Source organism: Geobacillus sp. FJAT-46040 (assembly GCF_002335725.1).
Taxonomy (GTDB): Bacteria; Bacillota; Bacilli; order Bacillales; family Anoxybacillaceae; genus Geobacillus; species Geobacillus thermoleovorans.
The window spans coordinates 1,884,832-1,902,514 of record NZ_NISS01000001.1 but is presented as its reverse complement, the minus strand read 5'-3'; the positions used below and the strand labels follow the sequence as shown (position 1 = coordinate 1,902,514).

Below are 17,683 nucleotides of genomic sequence, written 5' to 3'. Positions count from 1 at the left end.
CGTTTTTTGATTATTCTTTGATTTTTTCAAGCTCGCTTTTGACCTGCGCCAACACGTTTTGGCATTGGCTGACAAGAGAGGACGGAAAATGCTCATCATCGCCGTATTCGACGCCGTGTGGATAGTAATGTTTCCCTAAAATCGGCGTGAGCAGCTTAATGAGTGCATAGCGCGAATCGACGTTTCCCTCAATGGCGTATCCTTGAACGCGCAAATAGTAGGTGCCTTCTTTCACGACGTATTTCCGGTCGTATGTGACCCGTTCATAATCCCATTGCGCCGCGCGTACAAAGCCGAGGCGCTCCATAATGTCATCAAGGCGGGATAGTTCGACCGTCTGATTTTCCAGTCCGGTATTTTCAAACTTCATCCTTCTTCCTCCTAACAACACAGTATGTAAAAGCGCCAAACAGGAAATCATCCCCTCATTTATAATAGTACGAAAACGGTTTGCTTTTCAACGAATTGTTTGCCGTTGTTTCCGTTTCGCTCGCATTTTTTGTGTGATCCGGCGCACAATACGGGTAGAAAGGAGAGACGAAGAATGCAAACGGTACGGGACGTCATGTCAACGGATGTGCAATATTGCACCCCCCTTGACAATCTCTACGAAGCGGCGGTAAAAATGCGCGATTTCAACGTCGGGGCGATTCCGATTGTCGATGACGGCCGCCTTGTCGGAATGATTACCGACCGCGATATTGTCGTGCGCGGCATGGCTGAAAAACGTCCTGGTTCGACTGCGGTGACGGAAGTGATGAGCCGCGATCTCGTCACGCTTTCTCCGGACGATTCGGTGCAAAAGGCAGCAGATATGATGGCACGTCACCAAATTCGCCGCCTCCCAGTCGTAGAAAACGGGCGTTTGGTCGGCATCATCTCGCTCGGCGATTTGGCGACGAACCGCTATTCTGATGAACGCGCGGGTCGTGCGTTAAGCGAGATTTCCGAACAAGGCGCCATCCATTGACAAATGCAACGGACACGGCTTCTTTCGAGGAGGAGCGCTCTTTTTGGGTGTCCTCTTTTTTTTGCCTCTAAAAAACGGCTATAATGGCAATAAGGAGATTGCGCAGAAAGCGGGAGTTGCCGTGTGAAATGGTTTTTCCTTTTTTTGTTTTTCTTGATTGGATTGTATTATTTTGTGCCGAGTCCGCCGCCCCCGAGCCCCCCGAAGCAGCCAGAGACGAATCGATACATGTTGAAAGAGCCGAAGGCGACGGCCGGCATCGTTGCGTTGATCGGGCAATCGGCGCAAGAGGCGAAAAAACTGTTTGGCGCCCCAGACCGAATCGACCCGTCAGCTTACGGATATGACTGGTGGGTGTACAGCCGTCGACCCGAGTCGTACGTGCAGATTGGCATCTTGTGCGGTCGCGTCGTCACCGCCCTTGTCGGCGGAGAGAAGGTGAACGTTGAACCGTTTGCGGTCGGCCAGCGGTTGCAGACGATTTTTCAAACGATGCCGGTGCTATCGAACATTGAGATTAAGCTAGGCAGCGGGACATACTGGTTTGAGCTGTCTGAACAAGATTACTCATCAAGGCCGGTTGTCAAAGTTGGCAGCGTCTACGCTCAGCTGTATGTTGACCGCTTTACCGACGAGGTGGCGGCGATCCGCCTGATGGATGCAGAAACGTTCGTCAAGTTGCGGCCGTACGAGCTCGTTTACCGCGGCAGCCTGCCGGCGGCCGCGCCGCTGTCGGAAGAAAAGCGACAGGCTGTTGATGCGGCCAACGCGAAGCAAATTTTTGACTGGACGAATTTGATCCGCCGTCGCCATGGGCTTTCCTCTCTCATGTGGGATGACAAGGCCGCTGCCGCTGCGGAAAAACATAGCCGAGATATGCATGATCACCGGTTTTTCTCCCACGAGTCGCCGCAGTATGGCGATTTATCGAAGCGGCTTGGCGCGCTTCACATTCCGTTCCAGCTTGCCGGGGAAAATATCGCCGCCCATCAAGTCGATGGCGTTGAGGCGACCATCGGATGGCTGAACAGCCAAAACCATCGGAAAATTATGTTGAACGAAGAGTTCACCCGCTTGGGCGTTGGCGTCTACGCCGATTACTATACGCAAAACTTCTTTACGCCGCTCTAAAAATTGGGCGCACCTCTCTTTGTTGGATGCGATATGATATGGCAGATAGGCATGAGTGGACGAAAGGGATGAGAACCGCCATGGTCAAGCCTCTGCATCCTTCCGTTGAACAGTTTAAACAGTTTGTGAAAAAACATCCAAAAATCATCCAAGAGGTGCGCAGTGGCAAAAAGACGTGGAAACAAGTGTATGAGGATTGGTATTTGTTCGGGGAAGACGATGACATATGGGAGCCGTATCGGGAAACAAACGGTGCGGCAAAAGAGGAGGAAAAAGGAACGAACAAATGGCTCGATAAGCTCGCGTCTATGCTTGGACAGATCGATGCAGCCGATGTGCAAAAACATTTGGCGAACGTCCAGCAGGCGATCGCGGCGATCCAAAGCATTCTTTCCGAATTTCAAGGGGCCGGTCAAGAACAAAGAAACAAAGAAGCGCATCCGTTTTCGTTCCGCAAAGATTAAAGGGTGGTGGCGATGAGGAAAGATGTATGGCAATATGTGCAAGGAACACCGATGTTGCGCGCGTTTTTGCGCGAACAGCCGCGCTGGTACCGGCTCCTTGCCCGCCGTCCGCATGAACTGTCGACGTTTCAATTGGCCGCCTTGCGCCACTATGAGCTGACGATCCCTGACAAAGTGGAAAGAATCTCCCAATCGTTGCAAATGGCGTCGCTTATGTGGCAAATGTTTAAAGCCATGCGCGACTAATCGGGCGGCCAATGGCAAAGACTAGTTTCGAAAGGGAGTGATGTCTTTGCCAAAGTGGTTTGCATGGTTTGCGGCTGTCATATTGCTTGCGGCGTATGCCTTCTTTGAGCCGGCGCCGTCGTCCTCCGCTCACGCCGAAGCAGTGGGCGGTCCGCTTCAGGTGAAGCATGAAGTGAAAGGAAGCGACGTATTCATTGAATGTGTTGCCGTCCACTTTCCGTTCCGCAAAGGGAGCGGCGGCGGACACATTAATGTCTATGTCAACGGGCAAAAATTGACGGAAGTATACACGGCCGCCTTTATCGTGCGCGGTTTGCCGAGCGGGAAACATACCATCCGTCTTGAGCTCGTCTACAATGATGGGAAAGCAACCGGCATGACGCACGAATTTGACGTCGCCATCCGATAGAGATGACGACGATCGTTTAAAAGGCGAACAGAGGCGATTCGGCACAGTCTGGATCGCCTTTTTTTGTTTGCTTCTTTGCTATCTCTTTCCTTTTCATTTTCTTTTCGTTCATGGTATGATGGATAATGGAGGTGCCATTTGGTGAAGATTGCGACTCTCGAGCGCATCGAGATTTTAGATAAAGCAGAAGCGTTGGCCAAAATGATTGTCGAGTCGGACGTGGCGGACGAATACCGCCGCGCCTTTTGGCGGCTGAAGCAAGACCGCCGCGCCCAGCAGCTGATCGCTCGCTTTGTCAAGCTGAAGGAGCGCTACGAAGAAGTGCAGCGCTTCGGAAAATACCATCCTGATTACCGCGACGTGATGAAAGAAGTGCGCGAAGCGAAGCGGGAGCTCGATTTGCATGAGACGGTCGCCGCCTTTAAGGAGGCGGAGAAGGCGATGCAAGAGTTGCTTGATGAGATCAGCGTGCTGATCGGCAAAGCGGTGTCCGAACATGTGAAAGTGCCGACCGGAAATCCGTACTTTTTGTCGGCGGGCTGTTCCGGTGGCTGCGGGGCGGGCGGAAGCTGCGGCTGCCGCACATAAAAAAGGGGAAGGGACTATGTTTCCAAAACGGCAAGGGATTATCGTTTGGCTTCATTCGCTGAAATATGGGAAACAGTTGCGCAAGTTCGGCAACATTCATTACATTTCCAAACGGCTGAAGTATGCTGTTCTGTATTGTGATATGGAGCAAGTCGACCATGTAATGAAAAAGCTCGCCTCGCTTCCGTTCGTCAAGCGGGTTGAGCCGTCGTACCGCCCATTTTTAAAACTGGAATTTGAATCGAAAGGGGAGAAGGAAAAAGACTCCCCGTATCCGCTTGGATGAAGGAAAACAGCGGGTCGAAAAAAAGCCGGCACCGGCTTTTCGACCCGCTGTTTCTTTGTTTACTGCAGCGGCGGGATGAAGCGATTCATCCGCATAATGCCGATCAAATGTTGGTAATATAAATCGGGTTCAGCGAACATCGTCGATGGCTTAACATCAAGGTGAATGACGTCCATGCCCAGTTCCTTTGCGGTTTCCATAAATAGTTCGTACCGTTTGTTTGGCTTGACGGACGGATCGGGAATGCCTTCACGGCAAATGTAAAGTGGTTGGAAATCGCCGGGATCCGTCGGATGAAGGACAACGGCCAAGGAGACGACCGCCTGGCCTTTTTTCACCGTATGAAAGACAAAGAATCCGGACAAACGATGGCGGTTGGCCTTCGCCAATGCAATCAGCTCATATATATCGGAATATCCTTCGCCAAGTTCGATAAATCGTTGGATCATGAATCGTTCCCCCTTGCAAGCATCGTCCACCCTTAACTTTACCGGCCATCCTCGCGAATTGCAATCAAAAAAAACCTTGCGGAAATGAACCCGCAAGGCCCTTTCCAGTTCCTTGCCTCCGCGCAGGGCGGAACAAGGATCGGAAAGAATAAAGAAAAGGGAGAGGAGAAACCGGAGGAAGAACTTATGGGGAAACGTAAGTCTTCTCCGTCACTGGCAACAACGCGTCAAGCGTGTTGCCATTACTCATTATGGACCGTTTGCCGATTTCTATACATGAATGGCGAAAAAATTCCGTAGTTTGACGATCATCAACTTTATGGTAAGATTACCATGAAAACAACGAATCAAATGGATGACAAGGCCACCTTGAAACGGTGAATTGGGTGAAGGCGATGAGAGTCATTTCCGGGACATGCAAAGGACGGCGTCTGCAAGCGGTTCCAGGGATGTCGACGCGGCCGACGACCGATAAAGTCAAAGAAGCGATATTTAATATGATCGGGCCATATTTCTCAGGCGGCAACGGTCTTGATTTGTTTGCTGGCAGCGGCGGCTTGGGCATCGAGGCGCTCAGCCGAGGAATCGAGCGCGTCATTTTCGTCGATCAAGACAGGAAAGCGGTGCAGACGGTCCGAAAAAACGTGGCGGCCTGCGGGCTTGAGAAGCGGGCGGAAATTTACTGCAACGACGCCGAGCGGGCGCTGAAGGCGGTAGCGAAGCGCGGCCTCCGCTTTGCGGTTATTTTCCTTGATCCGCCGTACAAAGAGAAACAGTGGCCGACGTTGCTGTCGTCGATCGCCGGGCGTCAGTTGCTGGAACCGCACGGCGTCGTCGTCGCTGAACACTCGGCGGAGGCGGAGCTGCCGGAGGAGGTCGGCGGCCTGACACGATGGAAGCGGGAAACATACGGTATCACCGGTGTGACGATTTATAGATGGGAAGGGGATGGAAGCGATGGCGAGCATTGCGGTTTGCCCCGGGAGCTTTGACCCTGTGACGTACGGGCATTTGGATATTATTAAAAGAGGGGCGAAAGTGTTTGATCAAGTGTATGTGGCGGTGTTGAACAACTCGTCGAAAAAGCCGCTGTTTACTGTCGAGGAGCGGATCGAGCTGCTTCGTGAGGTGACGCGGACGCTTCCGAACGTCCATGTCGAAGCGTTTCACGGCCTGCTTGTTGATTACGCCCGCAGCAAAAAAGCGAATGCCATTTTGCGCGGCTTGCGCGCTGTGTCCGATTTCGAATACGAAATGCAAATTACGTCGATGAACCGCGTTCTTGATGAAAACATTGAAACGTTTTTTATGATGACGAACAGCCAGTATGCGTTTTTAAGCTCGAGCATCGTCAAAGAAGTGGCGAAATACAACGGCGATATTTCCGAGCTCGTGCCCCCGGTTGTTGAGCAGGCGCTGAAGCGGAAATTTGCGTCCACGGCCGCTGATTGACGCTTCCTTATGAAAGCCGCTTAAGCGAACATTGCAGTCGGCGCCGGCCCGGTTTTGCCGTCAAGGGCGGCTCACGGCTGAGACGACGCGAACCGCCCCGATGGCTTTTTGCTGCCAAAAAGCTGGGCGCTCAAGCGTCTTATGAGCGCCCGCGCGATTTACTGACCTCCTTGATGACGAGCCATATATAAAGGCAAAGGAACAACAGTGTCAGGAGCGGCCCGTATTGCTGCAGCAACCGCCAGCCTTCATTCCAAGCGCTGTCTTTTGCGGCGTGAAGAAACGCTGGGATGTGGGTCGGCATCCCGCCGGCTGTTTTGATGTACAACGGTTTCCAAAGCAAGTATGTAAAGGAAGCGGCAAACACTCCGTGCAGCAAGCGCGCGATGAAAAACGGCTGAAAGCGGATGTTCGCTTCGGCGAGAATGCTGGCGACTTGCGCTTGGACGGAAAAACCGCCAAAAGCGAGGACGAAGCTTGTTGCCACTGCTTTTTCCATCAGCATCGCCTCATCGGTCTGACTGATCATTTGGCTGCCGAGTGTAATTTCAAACAAGCCGGAAAACACTGGGATGTCAAGCTGCTCCGGCAGCTGGGCAAGGCGGAGCAGATGGCGCAGCAATGGGGCAAGCTGTTCGGTCAAATGCATCATATACAGAAGTTTATTCATAACCGAAAAGAGAATAATAAAACCGCCGATCATTAACAGTGTTTGGACAGAAGAGCGCACGGCGTCGCCAAGAAGTTTGCCAAGCGGCTGTTCGTTTTTCAGTCGCGTGCGGTGCAGTGTGCGCAGCGCATACGGGAGCGAAAATGAGCATGGCTGCCGCTTCGATTGCCTCCGTTCTTTTCGGATGCCGTGAAAGCGCATGATCAGCCCAACGCTAATGTTTCCTAAATAGTGGGAAACGGCCAGCACAAGGCCGAGTTGCGGGTTGTTGAAAAATCCCGCTGATACAGCTCCAAAAATAAAAAGTGGGTTGGATGAATTGGTGAACGACGAGAGCCGTTCGGCTTCAATCGTCGTCAGCTGTTTTTCCTGGTACAGGCGGGCGGTCAGCTTGGCTCCAGACGGGTAGCCGGACGCCATTCCCATGGCCCAGGCGAATCCGCCGACGCCCGGGACGCGAAACAACGGGCGCATGAGCGGCTCGAGCAAGACGCCAAGGAAGCTGACGACGCCGAAGCTGATGAGCAGCTCCGAGACGATAAAAAACGGCAAAAGCGATGGAAAGACGACCTCCCACCACATATTTAAACCGCGAATGGACGCTTCAAGCGACTGTTTTGGATAGCAAATGAGCGAAAACGCAAACAAGGTGGCGGCGGAAGCGAGCAATACGGTTTTCCATTTCGCCCCCCAATTTTGTTTCACTTTTCCTCCCCCTTTTTTTTGCCGTGCGGCTTCTTGTAGTACAACCTCATATAACCTAATATACGAGCATAGGGGGGCGTTTTAGACCATAAGATGAAAGCGGATAGCGCTGCGACAAAGGGGGGAGGAGGCGTGCCGCCAAAAGTCGGATTGGCGCTCGGGTCGGGAGGAGCGCGCGGGTTCGCCCATCTTGGGGTATTGAAAGTGCTCGAGGAGGAGCATATTCCGATTTCCTATTTGGCCGGCAGCAGCATCGGCGCGCTCGTCGCCGTCCTTTACGCAAGCGGCCATGGCCTCCATCGTCTCTATCGGTTGGCTCAATCGTTTCGACGCAACGATTTTCTTGACTGGACGGTGCCGAAAATGGGACTGATCGCTGGCGAGCGCATCACGCAGTTTATTCGCTTGTTGACGAAAGGGAAACGAATCGAGGAGATGTCCCCGCCTGTGGCTGTTGTCGCCGCTGATTTGCAGACAGGGGAGAAAGTCGTGTTTCGGCAAGGGGAAGCAGCCCAGGCGGTGCGGGCGAGCATCTCGATTCCTGGCATTTTTGTGCCGGCGGAGGTGAATGGCAGACTGCTTGTCGACGGCGGCGTCGTTGACCGGGTGCCAGTGTCGGTCGTCCGAGCGATGGGAGCGGATATTGTCATCGCCGTCGATGTCTCTCCGCTCAATACAAAGGCGGAAATTGCGTCGATCGCCGATGTCATTTGGCAGAGTCTCGATATTTTGCAAGCGGAACTGGTAGCTCACCGTCAGCTCGCCTCAGACGTTATGATCCGGCCGCGAGTCGAACAGTATAGCTCGCGGGCGTTCAAGGATATTGAGGAAATCATCGCTCGCGGGGAAGAGGAGGCGCGGAAGCAAGTGGGAGCGATCCGTCAAGCGATCGAACAGTGGAAGGAGCCATCACACGAATGAAAAAACGGACGTATATTGCCCTGTTTTTCTTTGGCGCCGCCCTCACCTTTCTGCTTATTTTTATGAAGCTGCCGTATTATGTGACGATGCCGGGAAGCGCGCAAAGTTTAAAGCCGCTCGTTCATGTGGAAAACGGCGACCGCGATAAGGGAACGTTTATGCTTACGACGGTGCGGATGGGGCGGGCGAATGTGATAGCGTATTTGTTTGCCCATATCCGCCCTTTTTATGAGCTTCATCCGGTCGAGGAAATCAAGCAGGAAGGGGAGAGCGACAAGGAATATACGATGCGCCAGCTTGAGCTCATGGAACAGTCGAAGGAAGCGGCGATCGTCGTCGCTTATCGCCACGCCGGAAAGCCGGTGTCGTATGAACCTCATGGCGTTTATGTCATGAGCGTCCTCCCTGATATGCCGGCCGCCGGCCGTCTAGAGACCGGCGATCGCATCGTCGCGATCGACGGAAAGCCGCTCGGCACATCGGAGCAGATGGTCAACTACATTCGCGGAAAACAAGCGGGTGATCGCGTCCGCGTCGCATTCATTCGCGGCCGGAAGCGGCAGGAAACAGAGCTCGAGCTGAAGCCGTTTCGACAGCACCCGAACCAAGTCGGCCTTGGGGTGACACTCATGACCGATTATGACGTCCGCACCGACCCGCCGGTTGACGTGGAGTCGGAACAAATCGGCGGACCGTCGGCTGGGCTCATGTTTTCACTTGAAATTTACAACCAACTTGTCGATGAAGATATTACAAAAGGTCATAAAATCGCTGGCACCGGAACGATTGATCTTGACGGAAACGTCGGGCCGATCGGCGGTGTTTCGCAAAAAGTCGTGGCTGCTGACCGCGAAGGAGCCGAGGTGTTTTTCGCCCCGAACGAACATGGTGCGCCGACGTCGAACTATCGCGAGGCGGTGCGGACGGCGAAAAAAATCGGGACGCATATGAAAATCGTCCCGGTCGATACGTTCGACGAGGCAGTTCGTTATTTGCGTTCGATGCCGGAAACGTAAATCGGCGCCGTGGCGTATTCTTCTTTCAGCGCGGCGCTGTAGAGCGGCTCCGGAAAAGCGGCGGCGTACACAGCTGCCGCTCTTTTTTCTTGCTCATAAAGAGAGTCGCCGTTGAGTTTGGATGCTCTGGCGACGAGCGGGAGCGCAGCGCTTTTTTTCACCTGCTTTAAGTAGCGGCGGCCGGCTTCACTCATGCCGAGCAGCCGGATATAGGTCGGGTTGGCCGCTTTGGCTTGCTCCTCCTTTGTGAAATTCGTCAACACATGCGCACATAGGCGTTGCAGCCTTGTCCAGGTGTATCGCTTCGTTTTGACGGCGGCAATGAAGGCGGCAAACGTTTCGGCGTGGGCGATGTGTTGCTTCAGCCGGTGTTCGATCCCTTCCTCCACGCCGGCGATGCGGCGCAAGTCGGCCTCTGTGGCGGTCAACAGCCGATATTTTAGGAGCGGAAAATACACTTCCCAATCGTGAAAGCGCCCGTATGTCTCCCGGTATTGGCGGAGTTGTTCGAGCGCAGCGGGCGGAACGTACGCCGCGATCGACTCGAGACGACCGGTTTGTCGCAATGTTTTCCGCAGGCTGGTGGCGCTCGCAATCGACGGGTGGGAAAATGATTCGTCATGATAGCCGGCGGCCAGCCGCGGAATCGTGCGTGGCATCATCGCCAGCTTGTTTTGCCAAATGGCTTTCACATACGCAAAACCAAGCACGTTGTTTGGCTTGGACAAATCAAGCGGAGCGGCGCCGAACTTTTGCCACGCTTCAGCGGCGGCTTTCGGAAAGCTTTGTCCGCGCGCCAGCCCGGTGCGGATGAGGGAATCGAACGTTTCCTTCTGTTCAAGCCATGTTTTGGCCGCGGATAAAAAAGCGGAAATTTCCCCCGATTCGCTGCCAAAGCAAAGCTCTTGGCAGCCGATCGCCGCAAGCAGCTGCACCGCCCCATGTGCGAACTGTTCAGCCGCTTGCACAGCGAAGGCGTACGGCAGCTCGATGACCACATCTACGCCGGCGGCGAGCGCCATTTTTGCCCGCGCCCATTTGGAGACGATGGCCGGCTCACCGCGCTGCAAGAAGTTTCCGCTCATGACGGCGATCAAACAGTCCGCATCTGTCTTTTGTCTCGTTTCGTTCAAATGGTGGAAATGACCGTTGTGAAACGGGTTGTATTCCACGATCACGCCGACGGCTTTCACCTTTTTTCGCTCCTTTCATGGCGATTCGCGCGGCTTGGCCGCAACGAAATGGCTGTCTATTCTATCTGAACTTAGTATGGAATAGAAAGCGGCGAAGATCAACGGCAACATGCGGTGAGGACAGCAAAAGAAACGAAGGGGTCGACCGTTTTCCGATGTCCGCGCGCCGACCGTGCATGTTCAAAATGGCATTTGGAAATGATGGGAGTATGCCGTTCTTTTCCCAAGGAATGAGTGGTTGTAAAGAAAAAACATTGACAAAACTAGAAACGAAACGTATAATTTTATTCGTTGCCTTGAGGTGATGATATGAAATGGACGGTCCAACAGCTTCGCCGTTTTCAACATAAGGAAATGGCGATTGATGAGACGGTCGATGTGTCCGATTTAAAACAAATTGACACGTTGATCCGCGATATTTCGCCGGTGCACGTCCAAGGAAAAGCGGATGTCGGATCGACGAAATTCACGTTTCATTTGACGTTGTCTGGAACGATGGTGTTGCCTTGTTCGCGGACGCTTGTCGATGTGGCGTATCCGTTTTCCATTCAGACGACAGAGACGTTTTTTGCGGATGGCAGCGGCATCGTGGAGACCGATGAGGACACCCATATGGTGGCGGGGGACACGATTGATTTGAATCCCATCATCCGCGAGTTGATTTTGCTTGAAATCCCGTTGCAGCTTATCGCCGAAGGACCGGTTGCCGGCGGAGCGCCGCAACATGGGGAAGGATGGGACGTTCTGTCGGAAGAAGAATGGGAGAAAGCGATGCAAGAGCGGGAAAAGAAAGTAGATCCTCGCCTTGCAGGGCTGGCCAAGTTTTTCGAGGAAAAACGAGAGGAATGATCGTGAGTCGGCGTTGCCGGCCGATGGCGCCGAATATTGCGCACCGTCCGGCAGCCGCCTTGTGTGCCGGCGGATGGCGGCCTCGAGGTTGACTGATCCGCCGGCATGGATATGCCAAAATGCGCCCGACAAGGAGGTGGGAATGATGGCAGTACCTTTTAGAAGAACATCGAAAACGAGAAAACGGCTGCGCCGCACACACTTTAAACTGCAAGTGCCAGGCATGGTGCAATGCCCGAACTGCGGCGAATGGAAATTGGCGCACCGCGTCTGCAAAGCATGCGGAACATACAAAGGAAGAGATGTCGTCAACAAATAATGGCCGACATCGAACGACAGGCTGTCCGAAAAGAGGACAGCCTTTTTGATTGTCTGCAAAAAATCAACGCTGTTCGTCTAGGCGGCAGTTTTTTTCGTCGTGAGGCAGGAAATTGAAGAGAACGCGCCCAATTCATTGATGTGATGAAGAAAGGAGAGACGTGCTGATGGAAGCAATGTTGGAGCATCATGACGGCATTGCACTGTTTACGATTTGCCGTCCAGAGAAACGGAATGCGATCAATTTTGCCGTGATGGGGGCGCTTGAGGAGGCGATGGAACAGGCGGCGGCTGATCCACAGGTGAAAGTGTTCGCCATTACCGGCGCCGGCAGCGAGGCGTTTTGCTCCGGCGGCGATTTGAGCGAGTTTGGGCATTTGCGCGGCACGGAGGCAAGACAGATGCTCATGCGCATGGGAGAGCTGCTGTACAGGCTGCTGACGTTTCCGAAGCCGACGGCCGCCCTTGTCAACGGAACAGCGATGGGGGGCGGCTGCGAGCTGGCGACCGCTTGCGATTTTCGCTTTGCCAAAGAAGGAAGCCGGATCGGATTTGTGCAAGGCCGACTTGGCATTACAACCGGCTGGGGAGGAGCGTCGATGCTGTTTGCCAAACTTCCGTACGGGCGGGCGCTTGACTTATTGCTGCGCGCCGAGCCGATGACGGCGGAGGCGATGGAAGCGTGCGGTTGGGTTGACGCCATCCTGCCAGCCGAACATTGGCGCGAACAATGGCGTGAACGGCTGGCGCCTTATGCGGAGCGGTCGCTTTCCGTCTTGCAGGCATATAAGGCCGCAGCCGGCGAAAAATGGCGAACAGCTTGGTTTCGAGAGCGGTTTTTCGCCGAGATCGCCCGTTGCGCCGAGCTGTGGGGGTCGGCTGAACATGAACAGGCATTGCGTCCTTTTTTGTGTAAGAAGTAATTTTTTCCTTCTACCGTTTCTACTAGCCGCATACATATAATGACAAAGCGGCGATAAGGGGGGAAGGGGATGACGGGAGTACGTCAAGATGCATGGACGAAAGAAGAGGATGAGTTGTTGGCGAATGTTGTGCTTCAGTATATTCGCGAAGGCGGCACCCAGCTGGAGGCGTTTGCCGAAGTCGGGCGGCGCTTGTCGCGGACGGCGGCAGCGTGCGGATTTCGCTGGAATTCGTGCGTTCGCAAGCAGTACAAGGAGGAGATCGAGCAAGCCAAGCAAGAACGGAAGATGCGAAAAAAAGAAACCCCATCAACAAAGGAAAGCGAGGGGCAGGAGAAGGTGGAAGCGGTAGTCAAAAGCCATTTGTCATGGGCGGAAGTGCTGGCCTTTTTGCAAGCTGAGGAGCAAAAGGCGCGCGACGCTCGACGGACGGCCGATGAAAACCGGGCGCTCAAAAACGATATGGAGCAGCTGCAGCAAATGGTAACGAAGTTGCAAATGGAAAAAGAATCGCTGCAAAAACAACTAGCTGCGATCCAGGAGGAGTATAAAACGCTGCTTTCCATTATGGAGCGGGCGCGCAAAATAGTGACAGACAGCGGGAAACCGGCGCCGAATGCAGTGGCTGAAGGCGTCGACGAAGGGTAAAGGCTGGCTTTTCGCCGGCTTTTTTTCTTAACGGAAGAAGAAGATCTCTGCTAAAATAAGGCTAACGCCATGTTGCAAGAAAGCGGGGGAGAAGGATTGAACATTGGGATTGTCGGCGGCGGAGCAGTCGGATTGCTGCTCGCCGCTTATCTTGGGCGGCGCCATGGGGTGACGGTCTATACGAGGCGTCCGTCCCAAGCAAGGCAGCTTGCCGAGCATGGTGTGGCGCTAAAAAAAGATGGCGAGACATCGGTCGTGGCGGTGCGCGCGCGGCCGTTTGCTGGAGCGGAGCTGGACGAGCCGCTCGTGTTTGTGACCGTCAAACAGTACGATCTCGCTTCCGTCTGTGCGCAAATCGACGCGTTTCGCCGCGTTCGCACGCTCGTTTTTTTGCAAAACGGCATGGGACATCTCGAGCAGTTGACGATGTTTGCCGACAAAAATGTCCTCGTCGGCGTCGTGGAGCATGGCGCAATGAAGCTAGATGACCGGACGGTGGCGCATACGGGCGCCGGAAAGCTGACACTTGCTTCCCGCTACGGTTCACTTGGCGACGCCCGGGAGCTTCGGGAAGGGGAGCGCGGCTTTCCGATCGAATGGGCCGATGATTGGGAGCGCATTCTTGTGGACAAGCTTGTCGTCAACGCCGTCATCAATCCGCTCACCGCTCTATTGCAAGTGAAAAACGGGGCGCTGCTAGAAACGGCTCCGTACCGCGATATGATGAGGCAGCTGTTTGATGAGGTGCGGAACGTGCTGCCGCTTGAAGACGCCAATCGGGCGTGGGAGCGCGTCGTCCGCATATGCCAAAAAACAGCGGACAACTATTCGTCGATGTATATGGACTTGGCGAACGGGCGCCGGACGGAGATTGACGCCATTTTGGGCTATGTGTTGAAACAAGGGGAGGCGCGCGGCGCTATGCTGCCGGTCGTCCGCTTTGTCTTTTGCGCGGTGAAAGGGAAGGAAGGGAGAGAGACGGATGGGTGATTGGCTCGCTTCAACGCTGGCGACGTTTGTGACCGCGCCGCTTCTGCTGTTTTTGCTCGTCTACTTCGGAGCACGCTTGGTCGGCAGGCGGAGGCGGGCTGCGTTTTACGCCGCGGTCAACGCTGCGACTGTTTTTTTCATCGCCGCTGTCTATTTTTTGCTGACAGTGCTGTTTGGGAAATCGTACTTCGTTCCTCTTCTTCTCTTTTTGTTTGGTCTGCACGCGGCGATCGCGCTTGGCTATTGGCGGAAAAAGGCGGACTTTCGGTTGCGGACGGTGTTCCGCGTCTTTTGGCGGGCGAGTTTTCTCATTTTTGCCTCCCTTTACGCCGGGCTGCTTGTATACGGAATGGCCATTCGCGTTGCGATGAGCCTTTAGTGTGGCCGAGCAAGCCTTTTTTCTCTTGGCAATAAACGTGCTATACTCATGAAAGAATACATAAGAAAGGGAGTTTTTAGCCATGGAAGTTCGCGAAATTCCGTTGCCAGCAGCGACGAAATTGGCGGCTGATTACATAACCGGCGCGTTTCCAGCAGAGAGCGGCTTCGCTTATGCCCAGGCGGACGATGAAGCGTTTTGTCGGCGGTTGGCCTATTTGCAAGGAAGAACCTATGACCGAGAAGGGCTTGCCGACTATTTGCGTGCTTATCACCGGCGCTTCTCGGCGAGTGTGGCTACGATGGCAAACATTGAGAAACTGCGCAATGAGCGAAGCGTCGTCATTGTCGGCGGGCAGCAAGCCGGGCTGTTGACTGGGCCGCTGTATACGATTTATAAGATCATCACCATCATCCAGCTTGCCAAAGAGCAGGAACGAAAATTGGGCGTGCCGGTCGTGCCGCTGTTTTGGATCGCCGGCGAAGATCATGACATCGCGGAAATCGATCATGTCTATGTCGTTGAGGAAGGAGAAGTAAAAAAAGCAGCGTACCCACACAAAACGAACGAAAAACGGATGGCCGCCGATGTGCTGCTGGACCGGATGGCTGCGAAAGAGTGGATCGAGCGCGTCGTCAAAACATATGGGGAAACGGACGTGACGAATGAGCTGCTCTTCTTTTTGTCATCGTGTCTTGATGAGGCGCGCACGTTTGTCGACTTTTTTGCCGCCATTGTGCTCCGGTTGTTCGCTGATCACGGTTTAGTTGTTTTGAACGCTGGCGATGCGGCGGTGCGGCCGCTTGAGCGCCGCTTTTTCGCTGCGCTCATTGAACGCCATCGCGATGTGACGGCCGCGGTGCTCGCTCAGCAAGAGGCGTTGCGCACGCTCGGATATGCGCCGCTGATTGAAATCGATCGTGACGCGGCCAACTTGTTTTATTACGACGGCCGTGAACGTTCGCTTTTGCAGTATGATGAGGAACGCGGCCTGTTTCACAATAAAGCGGGAACTCTCGTTTGGACAAGAGAAGAGCTGCTTGAGCTTGCCGAAACGAATCCGGCCCGTTTAAGCAACAATGTCGTCACCCGTCCGCTCATGCAAGAGCATTTGCTGCCGACGCTCGCTTTCGTTGCCGGACCGGGGGAGATCGCTTATTGGGCGGAATTGAAAGAGGCGTTCCCGCTTTTCGACCTAGAAATGCCTCCAGTCGTGCCGCGTCTGCAGGCGACGATTGTCAGCCGTTCGCTGCAAACCGACCTGTCCGATATCGGCCTTGAGGTGGCTGATGTATTGACTGGGCGGCTCGATGAAGCAAAGCGGGAGTGGCGGGAGGCGACCGCTCAAGCGCCGCTTGCTTCGGCGTTTGCCAAAGCGAAGGCGGACATTGACGCGGCGCACCGGCCGCTTCGTGAGCTTGGGGTGGCGATTGACCGCGGATTGGAGGGATTGGTGGCGAAAAATGCCGCCATCCTTCAGGCGCAAATCGAGTTTCTTCAGCACGTGCTCGAGCGGGCGCTGTTGCGCAAACATGAGACGGAGTGGCGGAAATTTTGGCGCATCGAGACGTCGCTTCGGCCGAACGGCGCGCTCCAGGAGCGGGTTTGGAACGTGTTTTATTACATCAACCGCTACGGATTTGATTTTGTAGAAAAACTTTTGGCCATTCGCAGTCCTGGCAATGGAATGCATAAAATTGTATATATGTGAGGCTTTTTCAAAGAAAAAGTCGAAAAGAAACATCCTGCTTTGAGCAGGATTTTCTTTTTTGTGAAATGAATTGTAAAAAAACAACATTCATTAAATGGAAATAAAAGTAAAGGGGTGAAGCCGCCAGGATGGCTGTGATTGGCCAGTCCGACAAAAAGAAGGCTCTTCACCACAACATGTATTTGACAAGCAATACGGTTTCCTGCACAAAGATGTGCAAAAATCACTGATTTGTTGATTTTCCCTCACAAGCGTAAATAGGGTATGTTCAGAAAAAATCAAGTACAACTTTTGGTGAAGAGCCAAAAAGAAACAAAAAAGGACGTTTTTTTACAAAAAAAGCTAAAATTTTGTCCATCTTTGCGATATAATAAGGAGGCGGCCACTGGCCGATGTGAGTGTGGCTTTACGCAACGAAGGTGGTGGACATGTGTTTCAACATACAACAGTGTTGCTGAAAGAGGCAGTCGATGGGCTGAACATCCGCCCTGACGGCATTTACGTCGATTGTACGCTGGGCAGCGGCGGCCATAGCGAATATTTGCTCTCCCGTTTGTCGGAACATGGGAAGCTGTTTGCCTTTGACCAAGACGAAGCCGCCATCATGCATGCGCGCGAACGGCTCGCCCGCTACGGCCGGCAAGTGCAGTTTGTGCACCGGAACTTCCGGTTTTTGCAAGAGGAGCTTTCGGCGCTTGGCGTCAAGTCCGTCGACGGCGTCTTGTTTGATTTGGGTGTTTCTTCACCGCAGCTTGACGAACCCGAGCGCGGCTTCAGTTATCAGCACGATGCGCCGCTTGATATGCGGATGAACCGCAAGCAGCGGCTGACGGCGGCGGAGATTGTCAACTGCTGGCCATACGAGGAGCTCGTCCGCATCTTTTTCCGTTACGGCGAAGAGAGGTTTTCGAAGCAAGTGGCGCGCAAAATCGAGGAAGTGCGCCGCACGAGGCCGATTAAAACGACGGGGGAGCTCGTTGATGTGATCAAGGCGGCGATTCCCGCCCCGGCTCGCCGCAGCGGCGGACACCCGGCCAAACGCATTTTTCAGGCGCTCCGCATCGCGGTCAACGACGAACTTGAGGCGTTTCGCGAGGCGCTCGAGCAGGCGATCGAACTGCTTGCACCCGGTGGACGGGTGAGCGTCATTACGTTTCATTCGCTTGAAGATCGCATTTGCAAAGAAACGTTTAAAAAGGCGAGCGAAAGTCCGCCATTGCCTCCGGGGCTTCCGGTTCTCCCCGACGACTACCGCCCCGTGCTGAAAATCATTACAAAAAAACCGATCGTTCCTTCCGAGGAAGAGCTCGAACGAAACCACCGCGCCCGTTCGGCCAAACTCCGCATTGCCGAAAAGCTGTAGAT

At 54.0% G+C, this 17,683-nt stretch carries 23 protein-coding genes; 19 read left to right on the top strand and 4 right to left on the bottom strand.

What is annotated here, in order from left to right; genetic code table 11:
- Positions 1-10: 10 nt before the first annotated feature.
- The gene (locus CD000_RS10025) at positions 11-370 is read right to left on the bottom strand and encodes a YugN family protein (protein ID WP_011230589.1); all 360 of its coding nucleotides are present in this window, start codon (positions 368-370) and stop codon (positions 11-13) included.
- A gap of 174 nt (positions 371-544) precedes the next feature.
- Between CD000_RS10025 and CD000_RS10020 the strand changes: the two genes are divergently transcribed.
- The 7 genes from CD000_RS10020 (at position 545) to CD000_RS09990 (ending at position 4,094) form a co-directional block, all read left to right on the top strand.
- The gene (locus tag CD000_RS10020; protein ID WP_014195359.1) at positions 545-970 is read left to right on the top strand and encodes a CBS domain-containing protein; all 426 of its coding nucleotides are present in this window, start codon (positions 545-547) and stop codon (positions 968-970) included.
- 123 nt (positions 971-1,093) lie between these two features.
- Entirely contained in the window at positions 1,094-2,101 is a 1,008-nt protein-coding gene (locus tag CD000_RS10015; RefSeq protein ID WP_096225572.1) for a CAP domain-containing protein, read from the top strand.
- Positions 2,102-2,181: 80 nt separating this feature from the next.
- On the top strand, positions 2,182-2,565 hold the full coding sequence (locus tag CD000_RS10010; RefSeq protein WP_014195361.1) for a YlbD family protein: 384 nt from the start codon (positions 2,182-2,184) through the stop codon (positions 2,563-2,565).
- A gap of 12 nt (positions 2,566-2,577) precedes the next feature.
- Positions 2,578-2,811 (top strand): YlbE-like family protein, encoded by a 234-nt coding sequence (locus CD000_RS10005; RefSeq protein ID WP_011230593.1) that lies wholly within the window; start codon positions 2,578-2,580, stop codon positions 2,809-2,811.
- 40 nt (positions 2,812-2,851) lie between these two features.
- The gene (locus CD000_RS10000; protein ID WP_096225571.1) at positions 2,852-3,220 is read left to right on the top strand and encodes a hypothetical protein; all 369 of its coding nucleotides are present in this window, start codon (positions 2,852-2,854) and stop codon (positions 3,218-3,220) included.
- Between the two features lie 141 nt (positions 3,221-3,361).
- Positions 3,362-3,808 (top strand): YlbF/YmcA family competence regulator, encoded by a 447-nt coding sequence (locus CD000_RS09995; RefSeq protein ID WP_011230595.1) that lies wholly within the window; start codon positions 3,362-3,364, stop codon positions 3,806-3,808.
- 16 nt (positions 3,809-3,824) lie between these two features.
- Positions 3,825-4,094 (top strand): YlbG family protein, encoded by a 270-nt coding sequence (locus CD000_RS09990; protein WP_011230596.1) that lies wholly within the window; start codon positions 3,825-3,827, stop codon positions 4,092-4,094.
- A 59-nt stretch (positions 4,095-4,153) separates the two neighbouring features.
- Here CD000_RS09990 and CD000_RS09985 read toward each other — a convergent pair whose 3' ends face one another.
- A complete protein-coding gene (locus CD000_RS09985; RefSeq protein WP_011230597.1) occupies positions 4,154-4,543 on the bottom strand; it encodes a DUF7147 family protein in 390 nt (129 codons plus the stop codon).
- A gap of 395 nt (positions 4,544-4,938) precedes the next feature.
- Between CD000_RS09985 and rsmD the strand changes: the two genes are divergently transcribed.
- Both rsmD and coaD read left to right on the top strand, forming a co-directional pair.
- A complete protein-coding gene (gene rsmD / locus CD000_RS09980) occupies positions 4,939-5,535 on the top strand; it encodes a 16S rRNA (guanine(966)-N(2))-methyltransferase RsmD (protein WP_011230598.1) in 597 nt (198 codons plus the stop codon).
- Positions 5,501-5,995, top strand: coding sequence for a pantetheine-phosphate adenylyltransferase (gene coaD / locus CD000_RS09975; protein WP_011230599.1), 495 nt, complete (start codon positions 5,501-5,503; stop codon positions 5,993-5,995). Before rsmD ends, coaD begins: the two co-directional genes overlap by 35 nt.
- A 139-nt stretch (positions 5,996-6,134) precedes the next feature.
- Here the strand turns inward: coaD and ylbJ are convergent, their stop codons facing one another.
- Positions 6,135-7,370: a sporulation integral membrane protein YlbJ gene (gene ylbJ, locus CD000_RS09970; protein WP_096225570.1), complete on the bottom strand. Its 1,236-nt coding sequence runs from the start codon at positions 7,368-7,370 to the stop codon at positions 6,135-6,137.
- A gap of 132 nt (positions 7,371-7,502) precedes the next feature.
- On the opposite strand from ylbJ, the gene CD000_RS09965 reads away from it, so the two are divergent.
- Both CD000_RS09965 and CD000_RS09960 read left to right on the top strand, forming a co-directional pair.
- Positions 7,503-8,291, top strand: a complete 789-nt coding sequence (locus CD000_RS09965) for a patatin-like phospholipase family protein (protein WP_011230601.1) — start codon at positions 7,503-7,505, stop codon at positions 8,289-8,291.
- Positions 8,288-9,307 (top strand): SepM family pheromone-processing serine protease, encoded by a 1,020-nt coding sequence (locus CD000_RS09960; protein ID WP_011230602.1) that lies wholly within the window; start codon positions 8,288-8,290, stop codon positions 9,305-9,307. Before CD000_RS09965 ends, CD000_RS09960 begins: the two co-directional genes overlap by 4 nt.
- Here the strand turns inward: CD000_RS09960 and CD000_RS09955 are convergent.
- Complete coding sequence (locus CD000_RS09955; RefSeq protein WP_014195366.1) at positions 9,280-10,500, bottom strand: nucleotidyltransferase; 1,221 nt, start codon at positions 10,498-10,500, stop codon at positions 9,280-9,282. The two genes, CD000_RS09960 and CD000_RS09955, sit on opposite strands and share 28 nt — an antisense overlap.
- 309 nt (positions 10,501-10,809) lie before the next feature.
- On the opposite strand from CD000_RS09955, the gene CD000_RS09950 reads away from it, so the two are divergent.
- The 8 genes from CD000_RS09950 to rsmH all read left to right on the top strand — a co-directional run bounded on the left by CD000_RS09950 (position 10,810) and on the right by rsmH (position 17,681).
- Positions 10,810-11,349: a YceD family protein gene (locus tag CD000_RS09950; RefSeq protein WP_013523329.1), complete on the top strand. Its 540-nt coding sequence runs from the start codon at positions 10,810-10,812 to the stop codon at positions 11,347-11,349.
- A 145-nt stretch (positions 11,350-11,494) separates the two neighbouring features.
- Positions 11,495-11,668 carry a 50S ribosomal protein L32 gene (rpmF, locus tag CD000_RS09945; RefSeq protein ID WP_011230605.1) on the top strand — a complete coding sequence of 58 codons (174 nt, stop codon included), beginning with the start codon at positions 11,495-11,497 and terminating at the stop codon, positions 11,666-11,668.
- 166 nt (positions 11,669-11,834) lie between these two features.
- On the top strand, positions 11,835-12,590 hold the full coding sequence (locus tag CD000_RS09940) for an enoyl-CoA hydratase/isomerase family protein (protein WP_011230606.1): 756 nt from the start codon (positions 11,835-11,837) through the stop codon (positions 12,588-12,590).
- Between the two features lie 69 nt (positions 12,591-12,659).
- The gene (locus CD000_RS09935) at positions 12,660-13,238 is read left to right on the top strand and encodes an RsfA family transcriptional regulator (RefSeq protein WP_096225569.1); all 579 of its coding nucleotides are present in this window, start codon (positions 12,660-12,662) and stop codon (positions 13,236-13,238) included.
- Positions 13,239-13,307: 69 nt separating this feature from the next.
- The gene (locus tag CD000_RS09930; RefSeq protein WP_096225568.1) at positions 13,308-14,228 is read left to right on the top strand and encodes a 2-dehydropantoate 2-reductase; all 921 of its coding nucleotides are present in this window, start codon (positions 13,308-13,310) and stop codon (positions 14,226-14,228) included.
- On the top strand, positions 14,221-14,607 hold the full coding sequence (locus CD000_RS09925; RefSeq protein WP_011230609.1) for a DUF3397 domain-containing protein: 387 nt from the start codon (positions 14,221-14,223) through the stop codon (positions 14,605-14,607). Before CD000_RS09930 ends, CD000_RS09925 begins: the two co-directional genes overlap by 8 nt.
- Before the next feature lie 82 nt (positions 14,608-14,689).
- On the top strand, positions 14,690-16,318 hold the full coding sequence (bshC, locus tag CD000_RS09920; RefSeq protein WP_096225567.1) for a bacillithiol biosynthesis cysteine-adding enzyme BshC: 1,629 nt from the start codon (positions 14,690-14,692) through the stop codon (positions 16,316-16,318).
- 430 nt (positions 16,319-16,748) lie between these two features.
- On the top strand, positions 16,749-17,681 hold the full coding sequence (gene rsmH, locus CD000_RS09915; protein ID WP_011230611.1) for a 16S rRNA (cytosine(1402)-N(4))-methyltransferase RsmH: 933 nt from the start codon (positions 16,749-16,751) through the stop codon (positions 17,679-17,681).
- Positions 17,682-17,683: the final 2 nt, after the last annotated feature.